Raw genomic sequence first — 12,577 nt, forward strand, 5'->3', positions numbered from 1 at the left:
TCGTGAATCTTGTTTTATTGTATCATGCACCGAATCCACGGTCAAGGAGATAGACAGGGGCAAACCAGCCTGATATAATAGAAAAAAACAAAACAGAACAAAGGAGGCATACTCCCATGACAAACGAACAGATCGAACGCATCAATGAACTGGCGCGTAAATCCAAGGCCGAGGGACTGACCCCGGAGGAACAGAAAGAACAGAAGGAGCTGCGCGAGGCGTATATCGAAGGCTTCCGCCGCAGCCTCAAATCCCAGCTTGACAACACGGTTGTACTCAATCCCGACGGCACTTCCTACCGCCTCAAGCAGAAGGGGAAGGGAAATTGACCGGTTTTTCCGGAAAGATCGACTTGCCCGCGCCTGTGCGCGAGGCCATTGCCTGTCTGGAAGCCCACGGCCATACGGCTTGGGCGGTCGGCGGCGGCGTGCGTGACAGCCTGCGCGGTGTCACACCGCACGACTGGGATCTCACCACTTCAGCCCTGCCCGACGAGGCAAGCGCGGCGCTTGCCGCCTATGAGGTGCATCCGACCGGACTCAGGCACGGCACGGTAACAGCCAAGATTGACGGTATGGCACTCGAAATCACCACTTACCGCACCGAAAAGGGTTACACCGACGGCCGGCATCCGGACAAGGTGGATTTTGTCGCAAACATCGAGGACGATCTTCTGCGGCGGGACTTTACAGTCAACGCCATGGCGTACCACCCGGAGCGCGGCCTGTGTGACCCCTTCGGCGGACAGAACGACCTTCAAAACGGTCTTATCCGCGCAGTCGGTGACCCGGACGCGCGATTCACCGAGGATGCGCTGCGTATTTTGCGCGGTGTGCGCTTTGTGTCCAAGACTGGGTTTGCCATCGAGCGACAGACCGGCTACGCCATGCGCCGTCAGCTTGCACGGCTGGAAGCGATCGCACACGAGCGGGTACTCGAGGAGCTGACCGGCATCCTGACCGGACCGTACGCCGGACGTGCGCTGCGCAGCTGCGCGGATATTGTTGCCGCCGTTCTGCCCGAGATTACCCCCATGTTTGGCCTGTGTCAGCACAATCCGCATCATCGATATGACGTATGGGAACACACCGTCCGCGCAGTCGAGGCCATCCCGGCCGACCCGGTTCTGCGCTGGGTCATGCTGCTGCACGACAGCGGCAAGCCGCACGCCTATACCATTGATGCGGACGGCGTTGGACACTTCAAGGGTCACCCACACATCAGCCGGGACCTCGCCGAGCGGGCGCTGACCCGTCTGCGTGCGTCGAATGCTCTGCGCGAGCAGGTATGTGCGCTGGTCGAACTGCACGACTATCCGCTGGGGCAGGAAGAGAAGATCGTCCGCCGCCGTTTGGCACGATTGGGTGAGGAGGACGTGCGCCGCCTGCTCGCCATCAAGAAAGCCGACTGCACCGGGCAGGATACCTTTTCCATCCATTTGGCCGAATTGCAGATCACCGAGCGGCTGGTCAACGCTGTGTGCGCGGCGGGCGCGTGCCTGAGCCTGCGCGATCTGGCGATCGACGGACATACCGTCCGTGCGCTGGGCTTTGCCGGCCCGGATATCGGACGAGTGCTGCGCCGCCTGCTGGCAGCGGTCGTCGATCAGACTGTCCCCAATCAACCCGACACTCTGTGCGCACTGGCCGCACGATGGAAGGAGAACGAGCATGTCTGACAAGAAAGAAGAATTTTTGGAGCTGTTCCGGCAGAATGTGACCCGTCGGGGTGCGGATAAGCTGCTGGAATGGCTGGAATCGACCGATTTTTTCACCGCTCCCGCATCCACCCGGTTTCACGCGGCCTACGAGGGCGGTTTGCTTGAACATAGTCTGAATGTGTACCATGTCATGATGGATAAGCATTATGACCCCGAGACCGACAATTTGGAAAGCTGTACGATCTGTACGCTGCTGCACGACCTGTGCAAGGCCGGGTTCTACGATGTCGAGTACCGCAACCGCAAAAATGACGCGGGTGTGTGGGAGAAAGTACCGGTCTACGTGGTCAATGACCGTTTTCCCTACGGTCACGGCGAAAAGTCGGTCTTTTTGATCGAACGCTTTATGAAGCTCAAAAACGAGGAGGCCGTCGCCATTCGCTGGCATATGGGTGGCTTTGACGACTCGGCACGCGCCGGTTCCTTCGCTATCGCGAACGCCTACGAGCGCTATCCGCTCGCCGTCAAGCTGCACCTGTCCGATCTGGAAGCGACCTATCTGCACGAAAACCGCAGCGAATCATAAAAAGGAGGTACGTTCCATGAAAACCCAGACCTTTACCCTGCATACCGACCGGCAAGGCTATTACAACATCACCGCCGCTGTCAAGAAATGTATCAGTGATTCCGGGGTGCGCTCGGGCCTGTGCGTGGTCTTTTGTCCGCACACGACCGCAGCCATCACCATCAACGAGAACGCAGACCCTGACGTGCGTCACGATCTGGTCATGGGCATGGACGGCGCGTTTCCCATCCGCAGCGGCTTCCAGCACGCGGAGGGCAACTCGGACGCGCACCTCAAGTGCATGACCGTGGGCGCAAGTGAGACCATCATCATCGAGGACGGCAAGGCCGTGCTGGGCACCTGGCAGGCGGTCTATTTTGCCGAGTTCGACGGTCCGCGCACGCGGCGCTATTACGTCAAGGTCATGTCTGACGACGCGGTATAAGCGGCAAAAGTTCCGCGAAAATCCCTTTAAAAGACTGGAAAGCAGGGAAATCCTTGGTGATTTCCCTGCTTTTTTGCATCATTTTACCCAACTTGCCGCACTTTTCCATTGCAAAAGCAGGTCATTTTCCCGTATGATGGAGCAGCCGAAGGGCAAAACCACAACATACGGAGGACATACCCCATGAAAAAGAAGATGTGTTTGACCGCAGCGGCACTGTTGTGCGCGTTTGCGGCTCCGGCCGCGCAGGCGGCAGCGGTCCCCCAGACGGCTGCCGTACCCTCGCACTTTGAGACCGCTTGGGAGCAGCTGCTCGCACAGTACGGCATCACAAAACCGGGCAGCAGCTCGAACAACACTGGTAATCAGCCCGATAACAGCGGAAATGGCTCGAACAATATCGGAAATGGTTCGAACAGCACCGGCGGTACAAGCACCAGTACCTCGTCTGCGGCACAGGCTGTGCTGGCCGAGGTCAATGCCGCCCGTGCACAGAACGGTCTGTCTGCACTCACACTGGACGCGAACATGAACCGCGCTGCCGCTGTGCGTGCTGCCGAGCTGGCGCAGAGCTTCTCGCACACCCGACCGAACGGTTCGCGAGGTCTGACGGCACTGAACGAGGCCGGTGTGAGCTACCGCACGGCAGGCGAGAACATCGCATCCGGTCAGCGGAGCGCGCAGGCGGTCGTGTCGGCGTGGATGAACTCGTCCGGTCATCGCGCGAACATCCTGTCGGCATCGTTCGGACGGATGGGCGTTGGTCAGGCGACGATCGGCGGACGCACCTACTGGGTGCAGCTGTTTGCCGACTAAGCAGGCAGAAAAAAGCACCTGCGCACACGCGAAAAAAAGAGAAAAACAGGTGTACGGACGAGAAAAACAGAGAGAACGTCAGAAAATCATAAAAATAGCAAAGATACCGCGAAAAAACTTGTTTTTTCGCGGTTTTTATTGACTTTTGACACAAATGATTATACTATAAAAGGTACGAGTAATTGTAATTTCAGATAGGGGGTGCATCGTGGTTGAGCAAACACTTGATCGACCTCGTAAACATCAAAAAAGAATTTGACGGCGAACCCATTCTTCGCGGGATCAATCTCTATATTCGAGATAAGGAATTTATTACGCTGCTCGGCCCTTCGGGCTGCGGCAAGACAACGACGCTGCGCATCATCGGCGGTTTTGAGACCCCGACTTCGGGCGACGTGCTCTTTGAGGGCAAACGCCTCAACGACGTGCCGCCGTATAAACGAGAGATCAATACGGTTTTTCAGCGCTATGCGCTCTTTCCGCACCTGAACGTTGCGGAAAATATCGCCTTCGGCCTGCACATCCGCAAGATGCCGGCAGACGAGATCGCGCGCAAGGTCTCGCGCATGCTGGAGCTGGTCGGCCTTAAGGGCTTCGAGAACCGTGACGTGACCTCGCTGTCGGGCGGACAGCAGCAGCGCGTCGCGATCGCCCGCGCACTGGTCATGGAGCCGCGTGTTTTGCTGCTCGACGAGCCGCTCGGCGCACTCGACCTCAAGCTGCGCAAGGAAATGCAGTTCGAGCTCAAGCGCATCCAGCAGTCGACCGGTATTACCTTTATCTATGTTACGCACGATCAGGAAGAAGCGCTCACCATGTCGGACACCATCGTGGTCATGAACCGCGGCCACATCCAGCAGATTGGCACCCCGACCGATATCTACAACGAGCCGGTCAACGCCTTTGTCGCGGACTTTATCGGTGAATCCAACATCCTGCCGGGCACCATGCTCCGCGACCGTCTGGTGCGTTTCTGCACCCATGACTTTGTCTGCGTGGACGAGGGCTTTGGCGAGATGGCGCCGGTCGACGTGGTCATCCGTCCGGAGGATCTCAAGATCACCCCGACCGAACAGGCACAGCTGACCGGTATTGTAGAGTCCATTGTGTTCAAGGGCGTGCATTACGAAATGATGGTGCGCACCGAGCACTTCACCTTTACCGTGCATTCGACCCAGTGCGAGACGGTCGGCAAGGCCGTGGGCCTGTCGGTCGATCCGTTTGATATCCACATCATGCACAAGTCCGAACAGGAAGGCGGACAGATGGAGGAAAAACGTTGAAAAAGAACATGGCATATCCCTATGGGGTGTGGATGGTTGTTTTCATCGTGTGCCCCATCCTGCTGATCGTCTTGTACGCCTTTTCGGACAGTGCAGGCGGTTTTACGGCAGAAAACTTCGCCGGGATCGTCGAGTATTGGCCGATTTTTGTGCGCTCGTTCGTTCTGGCGCTCATCTCGACGGTCATCTGTCTGATTCTGGGCTATCCGCTGGCTTATATCATGTCACGCCAGCCACCCCAGCGTCAGCAGCTCTACATGACGCTCATCATGCTGCCCATGTGGATGAACTTCCTGCTGCGCACCTACGCCTGGATGTCCATTCTGGAAAACAAGGGCTTTATCAATCAGTTTTTGAACCAGATCGGCCTGATCTCGTTCTTGCAGAACCATTTCGGCTACACACTGGACTACATCCCGCTCATTAACACCTCGGGCGCGGTCGTTTTGGGTATGGTTTATAACTTCCTGCCCTTCATGGTACTGCCCATCTACACCGTGCTCATCAAGCTCGATCCCAAGATCATCGAGGCTGCGCAGGATCTGGGCGCACCCATGCGCATCGTATTCCAGCGCGTCATTTTCCCGCTGTCGCTGCCCGGTGTCATTTCGGGCATCACCATGGTCTTTGTGCCCTCGGTGTCCACCTTCGTCATCTCCAAGCTGCTCGGCGGCGGTAAGTACATGCTGATCGGTGACCTCATCGACCTCGAGTTCATGGGCAACGCTTACAATCCCCAGCTTGGCTCGGCCATTGCGCTCGTGATGATGGGACTCATTTTCCTGTGCATGTGGGTAATGAACAAGTTTGATGACGGTTCCTCTGAAGAAGGGGGGCTGATGCTGTGATGAAAAAGTTCATTGAGAAATTTTACATGGCCATCCTGTTCATCCTGCTGTACGCACCGATCTTCGTACTTATGCTGTTCTCGTTCAACGACAGCAAGAGCCGCGTGTCCTGGCACGGCTTTACGCTCGATTGGTATGTACAGATGTTTCAGGATGAGCGCATCCTGCATTCGCTCTATGTGACCATCTTCGTCGCGGTCATCTCGGCGATCTTCGCTACCATCCTGGGCACAGCGGCTGCCATCGGCATTCAGAAGATGGGCCGCCGTACACGCGGTGTGTATCTGACCATCAACAATATCCCCATGTCGTCCTCGGATACCATCATGGGTGTATCGTTTATGCTGCTGTTCAGCTTTCTGGCCTTTGAAAAGGGGTATCTGACCCTGATTTTGGCGCATGTCACGTTCTGTATTCCCTATGTCGTGCTCAACGTCATGCCCAAGCTCAGACAGCTGGACAAAAACGCCTACGAGGCTGCGCTCGATCTGGGTGCAACCCCGCGTCAGGCGTTCTGGAAGGTCATTATCCCTGAGATCATGCCGGGTATCGTGACCGGTGCGATCATGGCCTTCACCATCTCGATCGACGACTTTGTGGTTTCGTACTTTACAGCGGGCAATACCAGCCAGCCGCTGTCGGTCGTCATCTACTCCATGGTACGTCGCCGCATCAGTCCCAAGATCAACGCGGTGTCGACCATCCTGTTTGTCTTCATCCTCATTCTGCTCATTGTCATTAACATCCGTCAGACCCGTGCACTTAACAAGAAGAAAAAGCTGACCGTGTACAAAAAGCGCAGCCATCCGATCGGCAAGTGCGTGCTGGCCGGTGTTGTGTGCATCTTCCTGATCGGTGGACCGCTGGCCGGCCTGATGGGCGGCAGCGCATCCGAGGGACAGATCGTCAACGTCTATAACTGGGGCGAGTACATGGACGAGTCCCTGCTCGAACAGTTTGAGGCCGAGACCGGATACAAGGTCGTGTATACGACCTTTGACTCCAACGAGAGCATGTACTCCCGTCTCAAGACCGAGAGCTATGACGTGGTCATCCCGTCCGACTACATGGTCGCACGCCTGATCAACGAGGGCATGGTGCAGCCGATCAACTACGACAATATCCCGAATTTCTCGCTCATCGACGAGAAATACACCCACCTTGCCTTTGACCCCGAACAGCAGTATTCGGTGCCTTACACTTGGGGCGTGGTCGGTATGATCTACAACACCAAGTACATCGACGAGGCCGATATTGGTTCGTGGGATCTGCTGTGGAATGAGAAGTACGCCGGAGAGGTTGCCATGTTTGACAACCCGCGCGACGCACTGGGCATTGCACTTCGGTATCTGGGATACAGCCAGAACACCGAGAACGCGGACGAGCTGCGCGAGGCGGCAGCGCTCATCACCAAGGGCAAGCAGACCACCTTCCAGGGCCTGTTTATGGATCAGATTCTGGAAAAGCTGCCCAACGAGGAGCTGTACGCCGCACCGTATTACAACGGTGATGCGGTGACCATGATGGACGAGAACCCCGACCTTGCGTTCTATGTCCCCAAGGAGGGCACCAACCTCTTTGTCGACGCGATGTGCATCCCGACCAACGCCAAGAACGTCGAGGGTGCTGAGGCGTTCATCGACTTCATGTGCTCGACCGAAGCGGCGGCGGCAAACGCCGAATACATCGGCTATTCCAGCCCGCAGCGCGAGGTCTACGAGATGCAGCCCGAGGAGATTCAGAACGATCCGGTACACTATCCGAGCGCCGAGGCGATTGCAAACTCCGAAACCTTCTTAAACCTGTCCGATGAGACCAACAAGCTCTATACCGCCCTGTGGGCAGAGCTGCTCAAGTAAAAAACAGGCAGACCGCTGAGAGAATCATCCTCAGCGGTCTTTTTTTGCAAAAAAAGACCCGACCACGGGCAAAACCCGGGTCGGGGACAGTGGCTGGAAAGGGAATCAGTCCTCGTCGTCGTCCTGTATGATCTCAACCTCGTCCATCGAGATCATTTCGTGGCAGACGCTGACAATGACAATTTCACCGTGCTGGTTGCGGCATTCGCCCTTGATAGTGCATACGTAAAATTCACCCTTGGTGCGTGCTTCAATGAGCTGGATGTTTGCCGTGATGGTATCGTTATAGTAGACCGGCTTTAAGAACTTGGTGCTCTGATCGACAAAGATCGCACCCGGTCCGGGCAGAGACATGCCCATTGCGGTCGAGATAAAGCTGGCCGGAATATTGCCGTGCACGATGCGCTTGCCATAGCGCGTGTGCCGTGCAAACTCTGCATTCATGTGCAGACCGTTGAAATCACCTGTAATGCCTGCGAACGCGTAGACATCGCTCTCAGAAATGGTCTTGGAGAACGAGGCACGGTCGCCGATATGGAACACTTTTTTTTCTGCCATGGGATCGCATCCTTTCCATTAGACAAGCAGCACGGACTGCCGTTTTTCTTATGTCCATTATACGACAGACCGGGGGAGACTGTAAAGCAAAATCGCGGTCCACAGGCCCGGAGAAAGGACCGGAAAATTGCATTGATTTCTCTCTGGTAAAGTGATACAATAATAAAAATATCCATCCATCCTGGCACGCGTACACAACATGCAAGAAGAAATGGAGGACAAAAAGATGAAAAAGATGGCAGTACTGTTTTTGACGATGTGTTTGCTGCTCGCGCTGGGCGGCTGCGGCGGCGGTCAGACCGACACAGACCAGCAGGCCGAGGCGCAGACCCAAACGCAGACAGCTGAGAGCGAGGAGGGCGGCAAGCAGACGGCGACCGAGTACACCTTTGCGCTGGCCGACGGAGAGCAGAAGGACGTGAGTGACCTGATTTTTGAGCAGGATGTCACGGTCAGCGGAGAAAACGCACAGATTACCTTTGTGAATTGTGAATTTCAGGGCAATGTCATCAACACGGCAAGCGAGGGAACCCGTGTCATCCTCCAGGGTTCGACCGTGAACGGACAGTGCGTATTCCAGAGCGATATGAAGGAAACGACGATGGAGTGGTCGTTCCCGAAGTTCCTGGTGGACGCGCCGGTGGACGCAGCCGCTGAGGACTGCATCGGCTCGGTCATTGCCTTCGGTGATTTTGAGATTACCTGGAACGGTCAGCCTTACAAGATGCAGGACGCGACGCTCTTTGTCGATCTGAGCAACGCGGACGCTGGTTTTGTACCCTATGAGGGTCAGGAAGCCAATTATTTCTGTGTTGCGCAGTGGTGGGAGAATGGAGAACAGCAGGTATTGGTCGAGTGCGAATACGACCCCAATCTATAAAAGAAAAAGCAGACACCGAGCGGTGTCTGCTTTTTTAGTCCAGATGATCGGGCAGCATGGCGACCTCGTCCTTGATGGTCTTGAGGACAAAATGGGTCTTGGTGGCCGACACGCCCGGAATGCTCTTGATGGTACGGTGAATCTGCTCGAGGCTGGCCGACGAGTCGGTCACGATCTTGAGCAGGAAGTCAAACTCACCGGTCAGATAGTGGCACTCGGCAACGTTGGGATGACGGCGAATCATATCGACCAGATCATCATAGTATTTGGGGTGTTCCAGACTGACTTCCATGAGCGCAGTCAGGTCGTTTCCGACCTGCTTGGGGTCGATGAGCACGGTGTATTGTCGGATGATGCCAGCGGCCTCCATGCGTCGGATGCGTTCGATGACCGCTGAAACGGATAGATTCACTTTGTGGCTGATATCGGACGCCTTGCACCGTGCGTTCTCACGCAGACAGCGCAGGATATCCAGATTGATGCGGTCGATCATAGTGTTGTCTCGCTTCCTTACAGAAATGTTATAGAACTATTATAGCACAGCCGGGGGATGGGTTCAATGCTGCAAACGATCAGAAAATACCCTCGGGCAGGCATAAATCGCCGTGCGGAACGCGATCCCAGGAGAAGAGCGGGATGAGCTCACAGGCAGAGATGGCTTCGGGACGGTCGATCAGACCGGCCGCGCAGGCCAGTGCACCGGTCAGCTGCTCGGGGGTAAAGCGTGTGCGCAGGATGCCGAGGTCAAGGTCAGCATCGCGCTTGGACAGTCGTCGTCCGTCCACGTCACCCAGCAGCGGCATGTGAATGAACTGCGGCGGGGTGAAGCCCAGCAGCTCGTGCAGCCAGATCTGACGCGCGGTTGAGCCCAGCAAATCGCGTCCGCGCACGACTTCGGTGACACCCTCGAGGGCGTCGTCGACCACGACGGCCAGCTGGTAGGCAAACACGCCGTCTGAGCGGCGAATGATGAAGTCACCGCACTCTGTGGGCAGGTGTTCGGTGCATTCGCCCTGCAAACCATCGGTAAAGGTAATGGTGCGGTCGGGGACGGTCAGACGTGCCGCCGGTTTGCGGGTCTTGCGCTTTTGTGCAACCTCGTCCGGTGTCAAATTCCGGCAGGTGCCCGCGTAGATGACACGACCGTCCGACAGGTGCGGGGCAGAGGCGGCGTGCAGGGCAGCACGTGAACAAAAACAAGGATAGATCAATCCCTTTTGCTCGAGCAGATCAAAATAGTGCTGGTAAATTTCGGTGCGCTCGCTCTGGTAGTAGGAGCCGTCCGGCCCGCCCTTGGAACCGCCGGCATCCCAGTCAAGCCCCAGCCAGGTCAGGTCGTCTTCGATGAGATCGGCATAGGAACGTGGGCAGCGATCGGGGTCTAAGTCCTCGATGCGCAGAACATACCCTCCATTTTGACTGCGGGCGGACAGCCAAGACAGCAGTGCGCACAGCACGTTGCCCAGATGCATTCGACCACTGGGCGAGGGCGCGAACCGCCCGACGAGTTGTTTCATGGTCAAGCTCCTTTGCGAAAATCTTTCATTATTATAACACAACATAGGCGGTTATGGTATAATAGAATCCGAAAAACAGCCATAAAAAGGAGGAAAAAGCAATGAAACGCAAGACTTCGCTGTTGTGTGCTTTGTTGCTGGCAATCGTCAGCATCGGGGCGTTTGTGTTTGTCTTTCCGGCAGGGCAATCGACCATGCCGGAAAAGCAGCCCGTGCAGGATACCGCACAGACCCAGCCGACTGAGGAATCGGAATCGACCAAGCAGGAGACCGAACCGACCACCGAGTCCGCGGACGACACTGCGCCGCTGGGCACGCATCCGATGGATGGCATCATAGAGAAGATGACGCTTGAGCAAAAGGTTGCACAGATGTTTTGGGTGCGCTGCCCGGACACCGGTGCGGTCGAACTGATCGAGCAGTACAACCCGGCAGGATATGTGCTCTTTGCGCGTGATTTTGAGGACAAGACGCGTGACGCAGTCGCCCAAACCGTGCAGTCTTATCAGGATGCAGCCGACATCCCGCTGCTCATCGGAACCGATGAGGAAGGCGGTACGGTGGTACGCGCCAGTCGGTTCAAGACGCTGCGCAGCTGGCCGTTTGAGTCGCCGCAGGAGGTATATGCACAAGGCGGAATGGAAGGCATTGAGGCGGATACCGCCGAAAAAGACCGTTTTCTGCTGGAAATGGGCATCAACGTCAACCTTGCACCCGTGGCCGACGTGAGCACCAATGCAAACGATTTTATGTATGCGCGCACATTCGGCAAAAATGCTGCGGATACATCGGACTATGTGGGCGTGGTCGTGCGTACGATGAAACAGGACGGAATTGGCAGTGTGCTCAAGCACTTCCCAGGGTACGGGTCCAACGGTGACACGCACACGGCGCTCGTGACCGACACCCGACCGGCTTCCACCTTCCGGGAAAGCGATTTTCTACCCTTCCAGGCGGGCATTCGGCAGGGTACGGACGCCGTTCTGGTCAGCCACAACATCATTGAAACCTTTGATGCCAACCATCCGGCCTCACTCAGTCCGACCATGCACCAGATTTTGCGCGAGGAGCTGGGTTTTGACGGCGTCATCGTGACCGATGACCTGTCTATGGAAGCGATCACGCAGACGGCAGGCAGTGGTGACGCAGCCGTGCAAGCTGTACAGGCGGGCAATGATTTGCTGCTTTCGAGTGACTTTGTGACTCAGTATCAGGCTGTTCTGGACGCGGTGAACGCGGGAACGATCGACGAGGACACGATCAACAGCGCGGTGCGTCGTGTCCTGCAATGGAAATCCGACCTTGGATTGCTGGAGGATGTAACATGATTAGACAAGTGACTGCGGAACGGCTGCAGCAGGCGCAGGACGCAGGGTATCAGGCGTTTCAGAAGCGGCTGATTCCGGGCAAGGAAAACATTCTGGGCGTGCGTATGCCGGTGCTGCGCAAGCTGGCACAGGAGATCGTGCGCGGTGACTGGCGGGCGTGGCTGGATGACCCCACGCCGGACACGTGGTACGAGGAAACCATGATCCGGGGCATTGTGATCGCGACCGCTCCCATGGAGCAGCATGAGCGGTTTGCACGCACGGCAGACTTTGTGCCGCGGATTGACAACTGGGCAGTGTGTGACGGTGTGTGCGCCTCATTTGACCTAACCGATCGTGCAGCTTGGTGGGACTTTATTCAGCCCTATTTGCACAGTATGGAGGAATTTCCCGCACGATTTGGTGCAGTTATGGCGTTAGAGCTGTTTGAAGGACAGGGCGATTTACAGCGCACGCTTGAGGCACTTGCGGGCGTTCCGGCGCAGGGATATAACGCACGGATGGGCGTGGCGTGGGCGCTGTCCATGTGCGGCGTTCGCTTTCCCAAGCAGACGCTGGACTTTCTGGAACAGTCGGGTTTGGACACTTGGACGCACCGCAAAACGCTGCAAAAAATGCTGGAATCCAGGCGGTTAACCGGGGACTTTCGTGTGGTAACGCAACAGAGCAGAAACAAACTGAAGAGCACAGAAAAGCCAAAAAGGCAAACCGGTTAAATTTGCGGTCGAGACCGTCTGGTATAAACAAGTTGAGGGGCTGTCCGTGCAAGATGGACAGTGTCCAAATTTCAGAAAAATAGCTGGAAAATGGAAAACAGA

The 12,577-nt window shown here is 56.3% G+C and carries 14 protein-coding genes; 11 read left to right on the top strand and 3 right to left on the bottom strand.

Annotation, left to right across the window (positions count from 1 at the left end):
- Positions 1–116 precede the first annotated feature (116 nt).
- From B5F17_RS00230 to B5F17_RS00265, 8 genes are all read left to right on the top strand, one after another.
- Positions 117–329, top strand: coding sequence for a DUF896 domain-containing protein (locus tag B5F17_RS00230; protein WP_087369728.1), 213 nt, complete (start codon positions 117–119; stop codon positions 327–329).
- On the top strand, positions 326–1,678 hold the full coding sequence (locus B5F17_RS00235) for a CCA tRNA nucleotidyltransferase (RefSeq protein WP_087369730.1): 1,353 nt from the start codon (positions 326–328) through the stop codon (positions 1,676–1,678). Before B5F17_RS00230 ends, B5F17_RS00235 begins: the two co-directional genes overlap by 4 nt.
- Positions 1,671–2,246 (top strand): HD domain-containing protein, encoded by a 576-nt coding sequence (locus B5F17_RS00240; protein WP_087369731.1) that lies wholly within the window; start codon positions 1,671–1,673, stop codon positions 2,244–2,246. The genes B5F17_RS00235 and B5F17_RS00240 overlap by 8 nt, the downstream gene beginning before the upstream one ends.
- 16 nt (positions 2,247–2,262) lie before the next feature.
- The gene (locus tag B5F17_RS00245; RefSeq protein ID WP_016148373.1) at positions 2,263–2,670 is read left to right on the top strand and encodes a secondary thiamine-phosphate synthase enzyme YjbQ; all 408 of its coding nucleotides are present in this window, start codon (positions 2,263–2,265) and stop codon (positions 2,668–2,670) included.
- Positions 2,671–2,853: 183 nt separating this feature from the next.
- A complete protein-coding gene (locus tag B5F17_RS00250) occupies positions 2,854–3,486 on the top strand; it encodes a CAP domain-containing protein (protein WP_087369733.1) in 633 nt (210 codons plus the stop codon).
- 212 nt (positions 3,487–3,698) lie between these two features.
- The gene (gene potA / locus B5F17_RS00255; protein ID WP_087369735.1) at positions 3,699–4,769 is read left to right on the top strand and encodes a spermidine/putrescine ABC transporter ATP-binding protein; all 1,071 of its coding nucleotides are present in this window, start codon (positions 3,699–3,701) and stop codon (positions 4,767–4,769) included.
- Positions 4,766–5,617 carry an ABC transporter permease gene (locus B5F17_RS00260; protein WP_407922582.1) on the top strand — a complete coding sequence of 284 codons (852 nt, stop codon included), beginning with the start codon at positions 4,766–4,768 and terminating at the stop codon, positions 5,615–5,617. The genes potA and B5F17_RS00260 overlap by 4 nt, the downstream gene beginning before the upstream one ends.
- Complete coding sequence (locus tag B5F17_RS00265; protein ID WP_087369737.1) at positions 5,617–7,476, top strand: extracellular solute-binding protein; 1,860 nt, start codon at positions 5,617–5,619, stop codon at positions 7,474–7,476. Before B5F17_RS00260 ends, B5F17_RS00265 begins: the two co-directional genes overlap by 1 nt.
- 105 nt (positions 7,477–7,581) lie before the next feature.
- Here B5F17_RS00265 and B5F17_RS00270 read toward each other — a convergent pair whose 3' ends face one another.
- The gene (locus B5F17_RS00270; RefSeq protein ID WP_087369739.1) at positions 7,582–8,034 is read right to left on the bottom strand and encodes a MaoC family dehydratase; all 453 of its coding nucleotides are present in this window, start codon (positions 8,032–8,034) and stop codon (positions 7,582–7,584) included.
- Positions 8,035–8,260: 226 nt separating this feature from the next.
- On the opposite strand from B5F17_RS00270, the gene B5F17_RS00275 reads away from it, so the two are divergent.
- Positions 8,261–8,914, top strand: coding sequence for a hypothetical protein (locus B5F17_RS00275; protein WP_087369741.1), 654 nt, complete (start codon positions 8,261–8,263; stop codon positions 8,912–8,914).
- A gap of 34 nt (positions 8,915–8,948) precedes the next feature.
- On the opposite strand, the gene B5F17_RS00280 is transcribed toward B5F17_RS00275, so the two are convergent.
- Positions 8,949–9,404 carry an Lrp/AsnC family transcriptional regulator gene (locus B5F17_RS00280; RefSeq protein WP_087370128.1) on the bottom strand — a complete coding sequence of 152 codons (456 nt, stop codon included), beginning with the start codon at positions 9,402–9,404 and terminating at the stop codon, positions 8,949–8,951.
- An 82-nt stretch (positions 9,405–9,486) separates the two neighbouring features.
- On the bottom strand, positions 9,487–10,431 hold the full coding sequence (gene gluQRS, locus B5F17_RS00285) for a tRNA glutamyl-Q(34) synthetase GluQRS (RefSeq protein WP_087369743.1): 945 nt from the start codon (positions 10,429–10,431) through the stop codon (positions 9,487–9,489).
- A gap of 101 nt (positions 10,432–10,532) precedes the next feature.
- Here gluQRS and B5F17_RS00290 point away from each other — a divergent pair, with 101 nt between their 5' ends.
- Positions 10,533–11,759 carry a glycoside hydrolase family 3 protein gene (locus B5F17_RS00290; RefSeq protein WP_087369745.1) on the top strand — a complete coding sequence of 409 codons (1,227 nt, stop codon included), beginning with the start codon at positions 10,533–10,535 and terminating at the stop codon, positions 11,757–11,759.
- Entirely contained in the window at positions 11,756–12,475 is a 720-nt protein-coding gene (locus B5F17_RS00295; RefSeq protein ID WP_087369747.1) for a DNA alkylation repair protein, read from the top strand. The genes B5F17_RS00290 and B5F17_RS00295 overlap by 4 nt, the downstream gene beginning before the upstream one ends.
- Positions 12,476–12,577 lie beyond the last annotated feature (102 nt).

It is taken from the genome of Butyricicoccus pullicaecorum (assembly GCF_002160355.1).
In the GTDB taxonomy this organism is placed as follows: domain Bacteria; phylum Bacillota; class Clostridia; order Oscillospirales; family Butyricicoccaceae; genus Butyricicoccus; species Butyricicoccus pullicaecorum.

Coding starts and splice junctions, on each gene's coding strand:
- B5F17_RS00250 (WP_087369733.1), top strand. CDS start 2,854: ATGAAAAAGAAGATGTGTTTGACCGCAGCGGCACTGTTGTGCGCGTTT.
- B5F17_RS00240 (WP_087369731.1), top strand. CDS start 1,671: ATGTCTGACAAGAAAGAAGAATTTTTGGAGCTGTTCCGGCAGAATGTG.
- B5F17_RS00295 (WP_087369747.1), top strand. CDS start 11,756: ATGATTAGACAAGTGACTGCGGAACGGCTGCAGCAGGCGCAGGACGCA.
- B5F17_RS00270 (WP_087369739.1), bottom strand. CDS start 8,034: ATGGCAGAAAAAAAAGTGTTCCATATCGGCGACCGTGCCTCGTTCTCC.
- B5F17_RS00265 (WP_087369737.1), top strand. CDS start 5,617: ATGAAAAAGTTCATTGAGAAATTTTACATGGCCATCCTGTTCATCCTG.
- B5F17_RS00245 (WP_016148373.1), top strand. CDS start 2,263: ATGAAAACCCAGACCTTTACCCTGCATACCGACCGGCAAGGCTATTAC.
- gluQRS (WP_087369743.1), bottom strand. CDS start 10,431: ATGAAACAACTCGTCGGGCGGTTCGCGCCCTCGCCCAGTGGTCGAATG.
- B5F17_RS00230 (WP_087369728.1), top strand. CDS start 117: ATGACAAACGAACAGATCGAACGCATCAATGAACTGGCGCGTAAATCC.
- B5F17_RS00275 (WP_087369741.1), top strand. CDS start 8,261: ATGAAAAAGATGGCAGTACTGTTTTTGACGATGTGTTTGCTGCTCGCG.
- B5F17_RS00290 (WP_087369745.1), top strand. CDS start 10,533: ATGAAACGCAAGACTTCGCTGTTGTGTGCTTTGTTGCTGGCAATCGTC.